Annotated in this window: 11 protein-coding genes; 6 read left to right on the top strand and 5 right to left on the bottom strand. The window is 71.7% G+C overall.

Annotated elements, in window-relative coordinates; genetic code table 11:
* Window positions 1-6 precede the first annotated feature (6 nt).
* Window positions 7-1,464, top strand: a complete 1,458-nt coding sequence (locus KDL01_RS03390) for a putative glycosyltransferase family protein (protein WP_212526824.1) — start codon at window positions 7-9, stop codon at window positions 1,462-1,464.
* Here the strand turns inward: KDL01_RS03390 and KDL01_RS45075 are convergent.
* Both KDL01_RS45075 and KDL01_RS03380 read right to left on the bottom strand, forming a co-directional pair.
* Window positions 1,446-4,040, bottom strand: coding sequence for a BACON domain-containing protein (locus KDL01_RS45075; RefSeq protein WP_212526823.1), 2,595 nt, complete (start codon window positions 4,038-4,040; stop codon window positions 1,446-1,448). The genes KDL01_RS03390 and KDL01_RS45075 overlap by 19 nt on opposite strands.
* Window positions 4,041-4,230: 190 nt before the next feature.
* The gene (locus KDL01_RS03380) at window positions 4,231-5,499 is read right to left on the bottom strand and encodes an RNA polymerase sigma factor (RefSeq protein ID WP_212526822.1); all 1,269 of its coding nucleotides are present in this window, start codon (window positions 5,497-5,499) and stop codon (window positions 4,231-4,233) included.
* 162 nt (window positions 5,500-5,661) lie between these two features.
* Here KDL01_RS03380 and radA point away from each other — a divergent pair, with 162 nt between their 5' ends.
* Together radA and disA are read left to right on the top strand one after the other, a co-directional pair.
* Window positions 5,662-7,125 carry a DNA repair protein RadA gene (radA, locus tag KDL01_RS03375; protein ID WP_212526821.1) on the top strand — a complete coding sequence of 488 codons (1,464 nt, stop codon included), beginning with the start codon at window positions 5,662-5,664 and terminating at the stop codon, window positions 7,123-7,125.
* Window positions 7,126-7,215: 90 nt separating this feature from the next.
* A complete protein-coding gene (gene disA, locus KDL01_RS03370; protein WP_212526820.1) occupies window positions 7,216-8,307 on the top strand; it encodes a DNA integrity scanning diadenylate cyclase DisA in 1,092 nt (363 codons plus the stop codon).
* Window positions 8,308-8,433: 126 nt separating this feature from the next.
* Here the strand turns inward: disA and KDL01_RS45070 are convergent, their stop codons facing one another.
* Entirely contained in the window at window positions 8,434-11,175 is a 2,742-nt protein-coding gene (locus KDL01_RS45070) for a PKD domain-containing protein (protein ID WP_212526819.1), read from the bottom strand.
* A 110-nt stretch (window positions 11,176-11,285) separates the two neighbouring features.
* On the bottom strand, window positions 11,286-12,077 hold the full coding sequence (locus KDL01_RS03360; RefSeq protein ID WP_212526818.1) for a hypothetical protein: 792 nt from the start codon (window positions 12,075-12,077) through the stop codon (window positions 11,286-11,288).
* A gap of 79 nt (window positions 12,078-12,156) precedes the next feature.
* Between KDL01_RS03360 and KDL01_RS03355 the strand changes: the two genes are divergently transcribed.
* From KDL01_RS03355 to rlmB, 3 genes are all read left to right on the top strand, one after another.
* A complete protein-coding gene (locus KDL01_RS03355; RefSeq protein WP_246575897.1) occupies window positions 12,157-13,020 on the top strand; it encodes an iron-sulfur binding domain-containing protein in 864 nt (287 codons plus the stop codon).
* 68 nt (window positions 13,021-13,088) lie between these two features.
* On the top strand, window positions 13,089-14,489 hold the full coding sequence (gene cysS / locus KDL01_RS03350; RefSeq protein ID WP_212526816.1) for a cysteine--tRNA ligase: 1,401 nt from the start codon (window positions 13,089-13,091) through the stop codon (window positions 14,487-14,489).
* 107 nt (window positions 14,490-14,596) lie between these two features.
* The gene (gene rlmB, locus KDL01_RS03345) at window positions 14,597-15,601 is read left to right on the top strand and encodes a 23S rRNA (guanosine(2251)-2'-O)-methyltransferase RlmB (protein WP_212526815.1); all 1,005 of its coding nucleotides are present in this window, start codon (window positions 14,597-14,599) and stop codon (window positions 15,599-15,601) included.
* Between the two features lie 113 nt (window positions 15,602-15,714).
* On the opposite strand, the gene KDL01_RS03340 is transcribed toward rlmB, so the two are convergent.
* Window positions 15,715-16,803 (bottom strand): ABC transporter ATP-binding protein, encoded by a 1,089-nt coding sequence (locus KDL01_RS03340; RefSeq protein WP_212526814.1) that lies wholly within the window; start codon window positions 16,801-16,803, stop codon window positions 15,715-15,717.
* Window positions 16,804-16,975 lie beyond the last annotated feature (172 nt).

Here is a 16,975-nt window from a genome sequence, read left to right as displayed (position 1 = left end):
CCCTACGTGATCGGCTGCGCGCTGCTGACCGGCCTGCTGCTGGCCGTGATGCGGCCGATGCCGTGGGGCGACGACCTGACACTGCACATCGCCGTACTGCGGCGGCTGCTCGCGAACCCGCTGCACCCGGGCAACCCGGTGGTGCAGATGGGCGGCGGAAGCGCCTACTACAGCCCCTACACGGTCCTGCTGGCGTTGCTGGGCAAGCCGTTCGGGCTCGGCCCGATCGCGCTGTACCGCTTCGCCATGCTCGCCAACGGCCTGCTGCTGATGTCCGGGCTCTACCGGTTCATTCGAACCCTGAGCCAGGCGCGGTGGGCGCCGCCGTTGGCGCTGATCGGCATGCTGCTGTGGTGGGGCACGACCGCCATCACCTTCAGCGGCTACCTGTCGCTGGACTCGTTCTGCGACTGCGCGGCGTATCCGAGCACGATCGGCACCGCGCTGGCACTGCACCTGTGGGCCGGGCTGAACAAGGGCACGCTGCGGCCGCGCCGGCTCGCGGGCCTCGGCGCGCTGCTCGGCGTGCTGCTGCTGGTGCACCAGTTCACCGGCATCAGCGCCACGGTCGGCTGCGCCGCGATCCTCGTCTCCCGGCACCGCGAGCTGCGTGAGCGCGCCGCGCTGCGGGGCGTGGCGCTCGCCCTCGCGGTGTGCGCGGTGGTGATCGCGATCTGGCCGTACTACCACCTGTGGAGCGTCGGCGGCGGTCAGCTGCACCTGCTCGACCCGATCCACCACGTGCTCTACACGCACATCGACACCTGGTACCTGTACGCCACCCCCGGCCTGCTGGCGCTCGCGCTGCGGCTGCGGCGCAACCGGACCGACCCGCTGGTGCTGATGTTCGCCGGCGTCGCCGCGGTCGTGGTGCTGGGCTGGCTCAGCGGCCACTGGTCCTTCGGCCGCAGCTGGCCGATGGTCATGTTCACCGCGCAGGCGGCCGTGGCCATCCACGTCGCCGAGCTGCCGCGCGGCCGCGTCCGGACGGCCTGGATGGCGCCGGTGGCCCTGGCGACGGCGATGGGACTGTGGGCGCAGACCGGGATACTCCTGGCCGCGATGCCGACGGCGGTGCGCAACGAGGCGGTCAAGGTGATAGGCCAGCACGCCGGACTCGAGCAGCTGCCGCACGCGGCCTGGCTGGACGGCTACCTCAAGCCGTCCGACGTGGTGCTCGCGGACATTCCGCTGGCCCAGTCCGAGGTCGCCGCGCACGGCGCGTACAACGTCTCGAGCCCGTGGTACCTGCCCGAGATCACCGAGTCGCAGGACGAGGTCCGCGCGTCGGCCATGAAGGCGCTGCTGAGCCCGAACACGACCGCGGCCGCACGCACGGCCCTGATCTCCCGGTACCACGTGACCTGGGTCCTGCTGCTGTCCGACGAGACCCTGCCGGCCGGCTTCCCGGCCCAGCAGGTGGCCGCGGCCGACACCTTCGTGCTCTACCGCGTCCTGGAGTGACGAGGGTGATGGACCGGGGCCGACGCGCTCGGGGAACCGGCCGAGGCCGAAGCCGAGGCTGAGGACGCCGAGGTCGCCGCGCTGGCGGAGGCGGACGCGGGCGCGGCCGAGGTGCCCGAGGACGTGGACGCGGAGCCGGTGGGCGCCGTCGTGGCGCCGGCGCTGGGGCTCGCACTGGCACTCGCGCTCGCGCTCGCACTTGTACTCGGCGAGCTGGACGCGCCCGACGTACCCGACGTGCTCGACGAGGAGGCCCCGCTGGGCACGACCGTCGGCGTACTCGAGGACGCGGCCGCGACGCCGCCGTGCACGGTGACGACGATCCCGCCGGGCTGGAAGGTGATCTGCGCGGTCCACTGCCCGCTGGGCGCGGCCGAGGTGGCCGTGGCGGTGACCGACAGGCTCTGCCCGGGCGCGAGGGTGCCGGAGCGCTGACTGAGCGTCAGCCAGGACACGCTCGGCGCGGCGGACCAGTCGAGCGGCGCGGTCCCGGCGTTGCGCAGCAGGATCTGCACGCTGTACGGGTCGCCGTCGCGCTCGTTCACGGACACGTAGAAGCCGCCCGCGGCCGCCGCGGTGGGCGAGGCCGCACCGGCCGGCGAGGACCCGGTGCCGAGCGGCGAGCCGGGCAGCCCGAGCCCGGCGGAGCGGTCCGCGCCGCCGCCGTTCGTGGCCACGGTGACCGACAGGGCGCTGCGGCTCGCGCTCCCGGCCGCGGAGGGCGTACCGACGCCGCCGACGACCTCGTTGGGCTGGGTGTTGTCCAGGGCCGCGGCGTTCGTGTGCGGATCGCCGCCGGCGCCGAGCAGCGCGGCCGCGGCGGCCGCCACCGCGCCGATCGCGCCCAGTGCCATGGCCGAGACGACCGCCTGGCGCATCGGCCTCGCCTTGTGCCGCGCCCGCGCCCCGGCGGACCCGCCGCCGTTCCTGGCGTAACGCGGCAGCCGGTTCGCGCCGGGGTGGGCGCGGCGGGCCTTGGCCGGCTCGGACGCGGTCGCCGCCGCGTCGACGCCGGTGGCGTCGGGCGCTGCCGTCGGAGGCGTCGGAGCCGTCGGGTTCGCGGGGTTCTGCGGGTTCGACGGTCTCGACGGGTTCAGCGGCGGCAGCAGCGGCAGCCGGGTGGCGAAGCGGCCCGAGGCGGTCTGGACGAACCCGGCCGCGCGCTCCACGGCCGGGGGTTCGGGACGCCACAGCCCGGTCTCCTCGGACCGCTGCCCCAGGCCGCCACGCGGCGGCAGCACCCGCTCGGCCCAGCTGCCGCTGGCCCGGAACAGGTCCTCGGCGTCCGGGGGCCGCGGCGTCGAGCGGGTGCCGGGCATGGGCGTGAGCGACGAGGTCGGCCGAGGCTCCGGAAACGGCTGCGGCTGGGACTGGGGCTGAGACTGCGCTTGGGGCAGGGGCTGCTGCTGGGGCTGCGAGCCCGGCCGGGACGCAGCCTCGACCCTGGCCCTGGTCTGCGCCGCCTCCTGCTGCCCGCCCGATCGTGCCGCGTCGTCCACAGGCTGGGGACGACGCGCGTCGCCCGCGCCCTTCGTCGGCACGTCCGCCGCCGGGCTCACACGCGGAGCCCGGTGCGGACGTGCCGACGCCTGCCGCCGTCGAGGCGGGCGCACCGACCCTGCGCCCGTCCCCGCAGCGCCTGTCCCCGCGGCGGCCGTCCCCCCGGCGGCCGTCGCGGAGTGGTAGGAGAGATCGACCCGGGCCGGAAAGCCCTCGGGGCCGAAGGAGCCGCAGCGCCGTCCCAGCGCGACCAGGTCCACGCCCGCCGCCGCGGCCGCGTCGGTGTCCGACAGCTCGCCGAGCAGCATGTCGCGCAGCGCACGCGGCGCCGCGACGAAGGGCAGGATGGTCGGCGCGGACGGGGTGCCGATCACCGTGTGCAGGTAGTGCTGGCAGCGCGAGCAGCGGTCCACGTGCTCGGTCAACGGCGCCCGCAGCGTCGCGTTGAGCCTCCCGCTCCAGCCGAAGGTGAGCTCGGCCAGTTGGGCGCAGTTGTCCCGCCCTGAGCCGGCCACCGCCGCCGCGGCGAGTGAACGTTCGAGTTCCCGCCAGGCGTCGGCCAGCAGCCCGAATCCGCGGGTGGACGCGAGTCCCGCCGCCCCCTCGCGCAGCCCCAGGACGAGCGCCAGCCCGCGGCTGTCGAGCCCGTGCCGGATGGTGAGCTCCAGCACCTCGCGGTGCGCCGGCGCCAGCCCCTCGGCGTCCGGCCACGCCAGCGAGTGGAATTCGGCCCGCCGCAGGTTGCCCTCGAGCTGGAGCAGCGAGGCGCCGACCCCGGAGTCGCCGAGCCCGTCGGCCTTCGGCCGCAGCCGCCCGGAGGCCGGCGTCGGCGAGTCCGGCTCGGCCGCGCGCAGCCGGCACTCCCGGCGCAGCAGCGCGTAGAGCCACGGCTGGATCTGCTCGGGCTGTTGGAGGGTGGTGTGGTTGCGGTCGGCCGCCACGAAGGCGCAGTAGACGGCGTCCGCCGCCGCGTCGTGGTCCCGCAGGTACCACAGCCCGTAGGTGTGCAGCCCGTCCGCGTAGGCGTCGTACGCGGCGGCCCGACCCCACCCGTCGCCCGCGGTCCCGCCGAGCACGCCGCCGAGGACGGCACGCCCTCTACCAGTAGTGTCAGCGTTCACCCGACCGACGCTAGGCCGGGGTCAAGAACATACGCGTCCGTATTAACCGGCAATCACCCGCACGAGTGACCGGACCCGGGGTGACGTCTCATCAGTTCGAGTGAAAGACGCCGTTGAGGCGTAACCCCGGAAATCCGGAAATGCTTTAAGAAGATGAAGAGCTGGGTGTCGCACTCGCCGCCGGAGACGAACTGGTGGACGCAGGCGGCGAAGGAGTCGCCGAATGCGGCGGGGTCGTCGAATGCGTAGGCGTGGGAGTGTGAGTCGGCGGGGTCGTCTTCTGCGCGGGAGCACTCGAACTCTGTTGCTGCTGCGGCGCACTCGAACTCTGCTGCTGTTGCGCGACCGGCGAGGACGAGCTCGCCGACACCGAGGCCGACGCGCTGCCCGACGCGCTCGAGCTCGGGAGACTCAGCTCGCTGAAGGTCGCGCTCGTGGTGCCCGAGACCTGCGTACTGACCGTGGAGGTGCCGGTCGGGATGGTGTCCGCGGCGTCGGCCGGGTGGCCCTTGCCGTTGAGGAACATGATGATCGCGGCCACGGCGGCGGCCGCCACGACCACTCCGCCCAGCGGCAGCGCCCACTTGCGCCCGCGCGAGATCTTCGAGCCGCCGGCGGTCGGGAAGCCCGCCTCGTCGAAGCGTCCGCCGCGCTCGGCGATCTGCTCGGCGAAGGCGGTGCCGGCCGGGTCGCGCAGCGCCTCGAGCACCCGGGAGCGCACGCCAGGCGGCATGAACGAGTGCGGCAGCTCCTCGAACAGGCGCAGCGGACGCCGGTTGCGCACGGCGTCGCCGCAGATGGTGCAGCGTTCCACGTGGCGGGCGGCGCCCTGCAGCCAGCCGGGCACGCCCTTGCCGTCGATGTCGTCGAAGCGGCGGCCGAACTCGGCCGCCTCGGCGCACTTCGGGTCCCCGGTCCGCGCCGCCAGCACCACCAGCAGCGAGGTCTCGAGGCCGGCCTGCGCCGTGGTCACCTTGCTGGATATCTGCGACTCGTCGAGGCCGAGCACCAGGGCCAGGTCGGAGTCGACCAGGCGGTGGCGGTAGGCCAGGTCGAGCAGCTCGCGCTCGTCCGGCTCGAGCATCGAGTAGCAGTCCAGCGCGAGCCGGGCCAGCCGGTCGCCACGGGCCGCGCCGGCCGCGTCGGCGGGGGCGTCGTCACTGATACCGACCCGTATGCACTCGTTGCGTGCCAACGCGTAAAGCCAGGCCCCGAACTCCTCGGGCTCACCCAGTTCTCGGATCCGGCTGACCGCGACGATGAACGTGTCTCGCAACGCGTCCGCGGAGAGTTTCGGATCGGCGAGCAGTTCATGGCAGTACGCGTACAGCCTCGTGCCGTAAATGTCGTAGACCTGCCCGGCGGCAAGCCGGTCTCCCGCCCGAAGGGCGGCTACCAAATCCCGGTCGCTCACGGCACAGGACGCTAAGCCATCACCAGATTGGAAATCCACTGAGCGGTGCCAACTGTTACCGCGCTCGCCTGATTCGCACTGATTTGCCCAGAAAGATTCGGTGGAGTCCGTCACGGCAGGCCCCGCCCCGCGCTGTGGGTCCTTGCCGCTACCGTGTCGGCCATGGCCAACTCGACCAAGTCCGCCCGCCCCGGCTACCGCTGCGCGGAGTGCGGCGCCTCCACGGTCAAATGGCTCGGCCGCTGTCCCGAGTGCCAGGCCTGGGGCACCCTTGAGGAGCTCGGCGTGCCCAAGCCGCGCACCGTCAAGGCCGGCCCGGTCAGCGCCCCGGCGCGCCCGATCGCGCAGGTGGACGCGACGATGGCCAAGGCCAGGCCGACCGGCGTGGACGAACTCGACCGGGTGCTCGGCGGCGGCCTCGTCCCGGGCGCCGTGGTGCTGCTGGCCGGTGAGCCCGGCGTCGGCAAGTCCACCCTGCTGCTCGAGGTCGCCGCCGCGTACGCCGCGACCGGGCGGCCCGGCTCGTCCCGCCCGGCGCTGGTGGTGACCGGAGAGGAGTCGACCGCGCAGGTGCGGGTGCGGGCGGACCGGATCGGCGCGCTGCACGACGAGCTGTATCTGGCCGCGGAGACCGACCTGGCCGCGGTGCTCGGCCAGATCGATGCGGTCGAGCCCGGCCTGCTCATTTTGGACTCGGTCCAGACCGTGGCCTCGGCCGAGGTGGACGGCGTGGCCGGCGGCATCACGCAGGTGCGCGAGGTGTGCGCGGCGCTGATCCGGGTGGCCAAGGAACGCGACCTGGCCACCATCCTGGTCGGGCATGTCACCAAGGACGGCAACATCGCCGGACCGCGCGTGCTCGAGCACCTGGTGGACGTGGTGCTGCAGTTCGAGGGGGACCGCCACTCCACGCTGCGGCTGGTGCGCGCGGTGAAGAACCGCTACGGCCCGACCGACGAGATCGGCTGCTTCGAGATGCGCGAGTCCGGCATCAAGGGCCTGCCCGACCCGTCCGGGCTGTTCCTGTCCCAGCGCAGCGAGGCGGTGCCCGGCACCTGCGTGACCGTGACGCTCGAGGGCCGCCGGCCGCTGGTGTGCGAGGTGCAGGCGTTGGTCGCGCCCTCCCCGCTGCCGCAGCCGCGCCGGGCCACCTCGGGCTTGGACGGCTCGCGGGTATCCATGGTGATGGCCGTGCTCGAACGCCGCGGCCGGGTGCCGCTGGCCAAGAACGACGTGTTCGCCGCGACCGTGGGCGGGGTGCGGCTGGTGGATCCGGCGGCGGACCTGGCCGTGGCGCTGGCGATGACCACGGCCGCGATCGACGCCCCGCTGCCGCCGACGGTGGCGGCGTTCGGCGAGCTCGGCCTGGCCGGGGAGGTGCGCCCGGTCTCCGGGCTCGGCCGCCGGCTCTCCGAGGCGGCCCGGCTGGGTTTCCGGATCGCCCTCGTGCCGCGGCCCTCGCCCGGCGGGGAGTCGCCCAAGGCTCCGGAGGGGATGCGGGTGATCGAGGTCTCCGACATCGCCGACGCGCTCGTGGCCCTGCACGACCTCACCGCGACGGCGGACGGGGCGCAGCGGGGGCGCGCGGCGGATTCCGGCCCGCGGAATCAGATGATCAGCCGGTAGAATCCGAAGAGAATTTCCGACTCTCGTGGTACTTCGTACCCGCAAAGTACTTCGTACCCGCAAAAGCCCGAAAGCAACGGAGCGTCGAGCATGGCAGCCAACGACCCCGCGGGCCAGGACTTGCACCGGTCCACGCTGGCCGGACTGGCCCCCGGCACCGCGCTGCGGGAGGGCCTTGAGCGCATCCTGCGCGGGCGCACCGGAGCACTGATCGTGCTCGGTTTCGACAAGATGGTGGAATCGATCTGCACCGGCGGATTCGTGTTGGACGTGGAGTTCTCCGCGACCCGGGTGCGTGAGCTGTCGAAGATGGATGGCGCCGTGGTGCTGTCCAAGGACGGCTCCCGGATCGTACGCGCCGGCGTGCAGCTGGTGCCGGACCCGGCGATCTCGACGGTGGAGACCGGAACGCGGCACCGTACCGCCGAACGAGTGAATAAGCAGACCGGTTACCCGGTGGTCTCGGTCAGCCAGTCCATGCAGCTGATCGCGCTCTACCACCAGGGCCGGCGGATAGTGCTGGAGGATTCCAGCGCGATCCTGTCCAAGGCGAACCAGGCCCTGGCCACCCTCGAGCGCTACAAGCTGCGCCTGGACGAGGTGGCCGGCACCCTCTCCGCCCTGGAGATCGAGGACCTGGTGACCGTGCGCGACGTCGCCCAGGTGGCGCAGCGCCTGGAGATGGTCCGCCGGATCGCGGTGGAGATCGAGGGCTACGTGGTGCAACTGGGCGTGGACGGGCGGCTGCTCGAACTCCAGCTGGACGAGCTGGTCGCGGGCGTGGACACGGACCGCGAGCTGATCGCCCGGGACTACCTGATCGAGCGCAGCGGCCGCAAGTCCCGCACCGTGCCCGAGACCCTGGCCGAGCTCGACGCGCTCGACCGCAACGACCTGCTCGAGCTGCAGTCCGTGGCCCGCGCCCTGGGCTTCTCCGGCAGCGCCGAGGCCCTGGACAGCGCCGCCTCGCCGCGCGGCTACCGGCTGCTGGCCAAGGTCCCGCGCCTGCCCGGCGCCGTGATCGACCGGCTGGTCGAGCACTTCGGCGGCCTGCAGAAGCTGCTGGCCGCCTCGGTGGCCGACCTGCAGGCGGTGGAGGGCGTCGGCGAGACCCGCGCCCGCACCGTGCGCGAGGGACTGTCCCGGCTGGCCGAGTCCTCCATCCTCGAGCGCTACGTCTGACGCTCCGACGTCGAGGACGTGACGACCTGACGGTCTGACGGCCTGACAGGCGAAGGCGCCCGCCGGTGGATCCGGCGGGCGCCTCGCTGTCTGTCTGTGCGCTTTATCCGTGCAGGTGACGCGGCATCACGAGGACTGGAAGTACCCGAACACGTCCACGATCAGCTGGAGGCTGTTCGGGCTGTTGTTCAGGTAGTCGGCCTTGCCGTCGCCGCCCGGCGTGGAGAACACCAGGTTCGCCACGGTCGAGCCCTTGGTGAAGTTGAGCGAGGAGGCGTTCGGGACGTCGAGGTAGCCGTTGATGGTGTTGTCAGGGAACGCGGTCAGGACCCCGTTCGCGAGCACCTGGGTGACCGTGACGTTCGTGACGATGCCGGTCACGGGCGAGGGGTACAGGTTGCCCCACCAGTCGAGGCCGAGCGGCAGCCACTCGTAGTAGTAGCCCGGCAGGGGACCGCCGCCCTCACGGGTGTCCAGGTCCCGGAACGGATACGAGGGCTCATAGGCGGAGGGGGCTTCGGTGAGGTTGGCGCTGAAGTAGCCGTCCACGTCCACGACCATCCGGTTCGAGCCGACCGGCGTGCGGATGTCGATGTAGCCGTCGGATCCGATCGGCACGATCGCCGCGTTGGCGATGGTCTGGCCGGAGGAGAAGTTGACGTTCGAGACGGTCGGCTCGCTGCCGCCGTCCGGGTAGGCCACCACCAGCGAGGACTTCGTCGGCCCGGCCACCGTCAGGTTGACCTCCACCGCCTTCGCATCCGCGGGCACCCCGCCGACTCCGGCGACCTTCAGCTTGATCGGGGCACTCGGGGTCAACGCGCCCTTGTGCCCGCCGGTGCTGGTGTTGGTGTCCAGGATCCGCGACGGAACCATCTGCTTGTAGCCGTCAGCCTGCGCGGTGACGAAGTACCCGGAGACGTCCACGATCAGATCGACCGTACCCGCGCTGCCGTTGAGGAAATCGACCACGCCGGTGGTGCTGAGCGTCACGACGGCCATGTTGGCCACGTTCTTACCCTTGGTGAAGTCCAGGTTCGACGCGATGGACGCGGTGCTTCCGGCCGGATAGGCGTTGATGTGACCGCCGGCGGTGGCATCGGTGGCGGTGATGTTCACCGCGACCGCCGTCGCCGCCTTCGGGATCGAACCCACGCCGCCAATCGTCAGCGCCAGCGTCTTGCCGGGGCCGATCGCCGCGACATTGCCACCGGTGCCCAGGCCCTTGCGGGTGTCGAGGACACGGGTCGGGGTCACCGGCACGTAGTCACTGCCGCCGGTGGGAGCCGAGACCGTCGCCGTGGAGGTGTCACCGAACACGTCCGTCACCGTGACGGACACGCTGAAGGTGCCCGGGTGCGCGTAGACGTGCGTGACAATGGCATCCGTGGTCGAAGCCGTCGTCGTGCCGTCACCCCAGCTGTACGTGTAGGTTGCGTACGCGTTGCGAGCCACGGAGCCTTCGGCATAGGCCTCCACCGTACGCGCGCCGGTCTGGTAGACCTCCAGCGCCGCGACCAGTGCGGGAGCCACATACTTGATCGCGCCGCGGTCGGTGTACGAACCCTGGCCGTAGTAGTCCGTGGCGAGCGCGCCCGGAGCGCTGGTGTTCGCCGTGCCGATGGACAGCGAGGTGCTGACCGGCTGGGCGTCCATGGTCAGAGCGGTGCCGGAACCGTTGACGTTCGCCGGGGCCAGGAACACCTTGGCGTCGGCGGTCGGGTCGACCGCGTCGTGCGCTCCCTGCGTGACGGCGGCCTGGAAATCGGCCAGCGTCGCGTAGGGCGTGCCCGCCCAGGAGTAGGCGGCGGTGCTGCCGGCGGCGAAGGTGAAGTCGTTGTAGCCCGACGTGACGCCGGCCGCCGCGGTCGCGTCGACGATCACGTCCGGCTCGACCGCCGTGGCCTGACCGGTGCAGTTGGCGGCCGAGCTCAGAGCCGGCTCGAACACGTTGTTCTCGACCGAGGATCCGGTCGAGGTGCCCGTGACGGACACGTCGAAACAGTTGGCCTGGATCGTGTTGCCCACGATGTCCACGTTCGTGTCACCGGCCGTGGACACACCCAGGTAGGCCGAGATGATGTCCGAGGCCAGCACGACGTTCGAGGAGCCCGCGGCGAGTTGCAGGCCGTAGGAGCCGCTGCTTCCGCCCGAGATCGAGGTGTGCGTGATGTCGATCCCGGAGTTGGCCCCGGTCACCTCGAAGGTGGGAGCCGTGCCGTAGTCCTCGAGGACGTAGTCGCCGTCGAGCGTGATGTTCTTGTCGCCGCCGGTCAGAGCGAGCGTGCTGCCCTCGTACGTCTCGAAGATCATGTTGCGGATGGTGATGTTCGAGGAGTTCGTGATGGACAGGGCGCTGCCGTAGGCCATGTCCCCGTAGTCGCCCACCCCGTCGCCCACGCCGACGATGGTGATGTTGGACTTGCCGGTGATGCTCAGGACCTCGTCGTACGCGGTCCGCTCGTCGTCCTGCTGGGAGACCTCGATGGTGTCACCGGAGACGGCGTGGTTGATGGCCGACTGCAGCAGGCAGTACGGGTCGGCCGCGGTACCGGTGCCGAGTTCCGACGTGCAGTGGTCCGGGTCGGCCACGACGTAGATGGTCGAGCTCGACGAGGCGTTCGCCTTGATCGACCGTCCGCCGGTGGCGGTCCGGGTCTGCCCCGGGGTCTTGGCGGTGGAACTGAAGGACTTGTAGTTCGACTGCACCGCGCCCTCGGCGGGCGTGGCCCGCGCGCTGGTCGTGGCGGTCTTGGCCACCACGTGCGCGGATGTCGCGGCGGCGTCGGCCTGGGCCGGCACTGCGATGAAGGTTCCTGAAATAGCCAGCGCGAGGCCGGCCGCCGCTGAGCGGCGCGTATTGGACACCCGTTCCCCAACCCTATGTCGGTGTACTCAATGGCCTACCAACGTGCGTAGACACCGACACGATAGACCTATGACGAGGTCGTCATACAAGTGGTTTGGGGCGGTGGGAATCAATCCAGGACGAAGGAGACCGGCGTCGCCGACACCCCGTCGACCGTCGCGCTCACCGTGTAGCCGCCCGGGGAGACCGTCGGCAGCTTGGAGACCGGGCAGGTCTGCCCCTGCGACTCCCAGCGCTTCCACTGCACCGGGAAGGTCGCCGCGTCGCTCGGCCCGAGCACACGCAGATCGCTCTGGCCCGAGCAGGTGGCCGAGGTCCACTCGGAGTTGCTCGAACCCTGAGCCGCGACCGTGACCACGAGGGTGCGCCCGGAGACGTCCACCGTGCAGTTGGCCGTGCCGGAGTCGGTCGCGATGATCTTGAAGGTCGGGAAGGTGCCCGCCGGGTAGGTCACCGGGCCCGAGGCCGAGGTGCGGTCCAGCGCGATGCTCAGCGTGAGCACGCAGCCGCTGCCACCGCCGCCGGTCCCGGCGGCCGTGCTGCCGCCCGTACCGCCCGCGGCGCCGCCGACGGACCCGGCCGCCGCCGAGCCGGTCGCGCCGGCCGTCCCGGTCGCGCTCCCGCCCGAGGTGTTCCCGCCGGGGCCGGCGCCCGGGTAGGAGCCCTCGGCCGGGCCCGACTCGGTCTGGTTCGGCGCCGGTGTGATGATCGCGGGACCGCTCGGGCTCGCAGTGCCGTGCGTCCCTATGGCCCCGGAGGTGTTCTGCGGAGACCCGGAGCTGCCGCTGCACGCGTAGGCGACGAGCAGGACGACGAACAGGGGCACCCCGAGCACCACGAGACGCCGCCGCCAGTACACCGAGGAAGGCAGCGGACCTACCGGGTGGCGGAAGGTACCCACGGGACGTCACCTTAAGGCATCGGAGACACACTACGAAGGATTGGTCGGCCTGCGTGTTCGACAATGGGACAATGTGGTCATGTCCGTGATCGAACTCACCGTCGGATGGTACCGGGACCACAAGCGCGATCTGCCATGGCGCCACCCCGAAGCAGGGGCCTGGGGCGTGATGGTGAGCGAGTTCATGCTCCAGCAGACCCCGGTCTCCCGCGTCCTGCCCGTCTACGAACTCTGGCTCGCCCGCTGGCCCAAGCCGGGCGACCTGGCCGCGGAGTCGAGCGGCGAGGCCGTGCGCGCGTGGGGACGGCTGGGCTACCCGCGCCGGGCGCTGCGCCTGCACGCCGCCGCCACCGCGATCGCCACCGGGCACGGCGGCGTGGTGCCCGCGTCCTACGAGGAACTGCGGTCCCTGCCCGGCATCGGCGACTACACCGCGGCCGCCGTCGCCTCCTTCGCCTACGGCCGCAGGCACGCCGTCCTGGACACGAACGTGCGCCGGGTGCTGGCCCGCGCGTACTCCGGCGCGCAGTACCCGGCCAACACGGTCAGCGCCGCCGAGCGCGAGCTGGCCAAGCGGATACTGCCCGAGCAGGCCTCCGACGCCGCGGCCTGGGCCGCCGCCTCGATGGAGCTGGGCGCGCTGGTCTGCACGGCCAAGGCCCCGCGCTGCGAGCAGTGCCCGGTGGCCGCGCTGTGCAAGTGGCGCGAGTCCGGCTACCCCGAGCACACCGGCCCGGCCCGCCGCGGCCAGTCCTACGCCGGAACCGACCGCCAGTGCCGCGGCGCCCTGCTCGCCGTCCTGCGCGCCGCGCACATTCCGGTCGAGGCGGAAACCCTGTTCGCCGCCTGGCCGGACGAGGCCCAGCGCGGCCGCGCCCTGCAGGGTCTGCTCACCGACGGCCTCGCAGTGCGCACCGCGGACAGCCGCTACCGCCTGCCGTAGGCCCCTCGCGCGCCTGTGCGCACCATTTCGAGTGAAAGCAGCGGTGATCTCCCGGTAGCCTTATGACTGTGACTCTCCGCCTTTATGACACCGCCACGCGCAGCGTTCGCGACTTCGTCCCGTTGGTCCCGGGCAAGGTCTCGATCTACGGCTGCGGGCTGACTGTCCAGGGCGCGCCTCACGTCGGGCACATTCGCTTCGGCCTCGTCTTCGACGTGCTCACGCGCTGGCTCACCTACCGCGGGTTCGACGTCACCTACTGCCGCAACGTCACCGACATCGACGACAAGATCCTGCGCAAGGCCGCGGCCGAGGGCGTCGAGTACTGGCGGGTGGCCAGCAGGTACGAGCGCGAGGCCACCAAGGCCTACTCGCTGCTCGGATGCATCCCGCCCACCGTCGAACCGCGCGCCACCGGGCACATCCCGGAGATGATCGCGATGACCGCCGAGCTGATCGAGCGCGGCCACGCCTACGCGGCGCACGGCGACGTCTACTACGACGTGCGCTCCTTCGCCGAGTACGGCGCCCTCTCCGGCCAGCGCCTGGTCGAGATGCTCAGCGCCGACGACGCCGACCCGAAGAACGCCAAGCGCGACCCGCGCGACTTCACCCTGTGGAAGGGTGCGAAGCCGGGCGAGCCGTACTGGGAGAGCCCCTGGGGCCCGGGCCGTCCCGGCTGGCACCTGGAGTGCTCGGCGATGACGCACAAATACCTCGGCCAGGCGTTCGACATCCACGGCGGCGGACTCGACCTGATCTTCCCGCACCACGAGAACGAGATCGCCCAGTCCAAGGGGATCGGCGACGCGTTCGCCCAGTACTGGCTGCACAACGCCTGGGTGACGGTGAAGAACGAGAAGATGGGCAAGTCGCTCGGCAACGCCCTGCTCGTCGAGCAGGTGGCCAAGCGTCACCGTCCGGTCGTGCTGCGCTACTACCTGGCCAGCCCGCACTACCGCTCCATGGTCGAGTACTCCGAGGAGGCGATCGAGGAGGCCGGGACGGCGTACGCTCGGATCGAGCAGTTCCTCACCCGCGCGGTGGAGCTGGCCGGCCCGGTGCCGGCGGACGAGCGGGTGCCGGACGCGTTCGCCGAGGCCATGGACGACGACCTCGGCGTTCCGCAGGCGATCGCGGTGCTGCACCAGACGGTGCGGGCCGGGAACGTGGCCCTGGCGGCCGGGGACAAGGAGACCGCCGGTGCGCGGCTGGCCGAGACCCGGGCGATGCTGGGTGTGCTCGGCCTCGACCCGTTCACCGAGCCGTGGACGACCGAGGCCGGCGCGGGCGACGCGGCCGAGCTGCGCGAGACCGTCGGCAAGCTGGTCGCGGTCGCGCTCGAGCAGCGGCAGGCCGCACGCGCCCGCAAGGACTTCGGCGCAGCCGACGAGATCCGGACCCGGCTCGGCGAGGCGGGGGTCCTGATCGAGGACACCCCGGCCGGCCCGCGCTGGAACCTGAGCTGACCCGGAGCCGACCGGACGCACCCGCGGACGGCGCAGCTCCACGCACGACACGTACACACGTGGCGAGACGAAGACCCACACGCAAATGACACGGAAAGGCCGCTGACATGGCAGGCGGAAAAGGCGGCGGCCTCGGTGGACGCGGCAACAAGTCGGGCTCCTCGCGCAAGGGCGCGATGAAGGGCTCGGGCGGACAGCGCAGCAAGGGCCTCGAGGGCAAGGGCCCAACCCCGAAGGCGACCGAGCGGGCCAAGCACCCGGCGGCCAAGCGGGCCGTGGCGGCCACCCGCCGGACCCAGGGCACCACCGGCGGGCGCGGCACGAGCCGTCCCAAGGTGCCGTACAAGGCCAACCGGCAGATCAGTGAACTGATCGCCGGCCGCAACTCGGTGGTGGAGGCGCTGCGCGCGCAGATCCCGGCCACCACCCTCTACATCGCCGCGCTGATCGACATCGACGACCGGGTGCGCGAGTCGATCACCCTGGCCACCCAGCGCGGTCTGCCCGTGCTCGAGGTCACCCGCCAGGAGGTGGACCGGCTCACCGACGGCGCCATCCACCAGGGCGTCGCGCTGCAGATCCCGCAGTACGACTACGCGCACCCCGACGACCTGCTCCGGCTGGCCGAGGACGCATCCGAGACCCCGCTGATCGCCGCCCTCGACGGCGTCACCGATCCGCGCAACCTCGGCGCCGTGATCCGTTCCGCCGCCGCGTTCGGCGCCCACGGCGTCGTCATCCCGGAGCGGCGCAGCGCCGGCATGACCGCCGGAGCCTGGAAGACCTCCGCCGGCGCCGCCGCGCGGATCCCGGTGGCCCAGGCCGGAAACCTGACCAGGACGCTCGAGTCGTACCAGAAGCAGGGCCTGGTGGTCGTGGGCCTCGCCGCCGGCGGCACGATGGACCTGGCCGAGCTCGAGGCGGGCACCGACCCGCTGGTGCTGGTCATCGGCTCGGAGGGCAAGGGCCTTTCCCGGCTGGTGCAGCAGACCTGCGACCTGACGGTGCGCATCCCGATCGCCGCGGCGACCGAGTCGCTCAACGCCGGCGTGGCCGCGGCCATCGCACTCTACGAGGTCGCCCAGCGCCGCCAGCGGGCCGGCCGGCTCTGACCTCTCGGCGGACTGCGGACCCCGCGCAGCCCAGCGGCACCTGACCGACACACAGCGGCGCCCCTCCCGATTCCTCGGAAGGGGCGCCGCCGGTGTGTTCAGCGCTTCTTATCTCACTCGGAGATGCGCAGGCCGCTCTCGGTCGAGAACACGTGGGTCTCGCCCGCCTTCGGCACGACGTACAGGTCCTCGCCCTTGGCCGGGGTGTTGCGCGCGTCCACGCGGACGATCACGTCGACGTCCTTGCCGTTGGTCTTGGTGGTGCCGTAGGCGAACGCGTCCGCGCCCAGCTCCTCCACGACGTTGACCTGGACCTTGATGCCGCCGCGGGAGCCGTCGGCGACGAAGTCGAAGGACTCCGGCCGCACGCCCACGGTGACCGTGCCGCCCTCGGCCCGGCTGAGCACGTCGCGGTCGACCGCCACGACGGCGCCGTCGAAGTCCACGCCGCCGTCGACGACCGAGGCCTCGATCAGGTTCATCGCCGGGGAGCCGATGAATCCGGCCACGAAGACGTTCGCCGGCCGCTCGTACATGTGGCGCGGGGTGTCGCACTGCTGCAGCAGGCCGTCCTTGAGCACCGCGACGCGGTCACCCATGGTCATGGCCTCGACCTGGTCGTGCGTGACGTACACGGTGGTGATGCCCAGACGGCGCTGGAGCGAGGCGATCTGCGTACGCGTCTGCACACGCAGCTTCGCGTCGAGGTTCGAGAGCGGCTCGTCCATGAGGAAGACCTTGGGCTCACGCACGATGGCGCGGCCCATCGCGACGCGCTGGCGCTGACCGCCGGACAGGGCCTTGGGCTTGCGGCCGAGGTAGTCGGTCAGCTCGAGCAGCTTCGCCGCCTCCTCGACCTTGGTCCGGATCTCGGCCTTCGGCACGCCCGCGATCTTGAGCGCGAAGCCCATGTTGTCGGCCACGGTCATGTGCGGGTAGAGCGCGTAGTTCTGGAAGACCATCGCGATGTCGCGGTCCTTCGGCGGCAGGTTCGTCACGTCCCGCTCGCCGATGCGGATCTCGCCGGAGGTGACCTCCTCGAGGCCCGCCAGCATGCGCAGCGAGGTGGACTTGCCGCATCCGGACGGACCGACGAGCACGAGGAACTCGCCGTCCTGGATGTCGAGGTTGAGCTGATCGACCGCGGGGCGCTCGGCGCCCGGGTAGATGCAGGACGCAGCTTCGTAAGTAACACCAGCCATGGTGAGGTACACCCTTTCAACCGGCAGGAACGTGCCGGACGATCCGAGTTGGAAGGCCAAGGCCCCATCCGCGAACCAGTCACACGATGACTGAACAGACAGGACCTCGTCCGACCGTATAGTCTTACGATCCTTTTGCCAAGGCCTTCACCCCACCGACTCCCCCGAACCC

Origin of the sequence: Actinospica durhamensis (genome assembly GCF_018139695.1) — a bacterium.
In the GTDB taxonomy this organism is placed as follows: Bacteria; Actinomycetota; Actinomycetes; order Streptomycetales; family Catenulisporaceae; genus Actinospica; species Actinospica durhamensis.
This window is presented reverse-complemented; position numbering and strand designations above follow the sequence as displayed.

Coding starts and splice junctions, on each gene's coding strand:
- KDL01_RS03355 (WP_246575897.1), top strand. CDS start 12,157: ATGTCCGTGATCGAACTCACCGTCGGATGGTACCGGGACCACAAGCGC.
- KDL01_RS03340 (WP_212526814.1), bottom strand. CDS start 16,803: ATGGCTGGTGTTACTTACGAAGCTGCGTCCTGCATCTACCCGGGCGCC.
- rlmB (WP_212526815.1), top strand. CDS start 14,597: ATGGCAGGCGGAAAAGGCGGCGGCCTCGGTGGACGCGGCAACAAGTCG.
- disA (WP_212526820.1), top strand. CDS start 7,216: ATGGCAGCCAACGACCCCGCGGGCCAGGACTTGCACCGGTCCACGCTG.
- radA (WP_212526821.1), top strand. CDS start 5,662: ATGGCCAACTCGACCAAGTCCGCCCGCCCCGGCTACCGCTGCGCGGAG.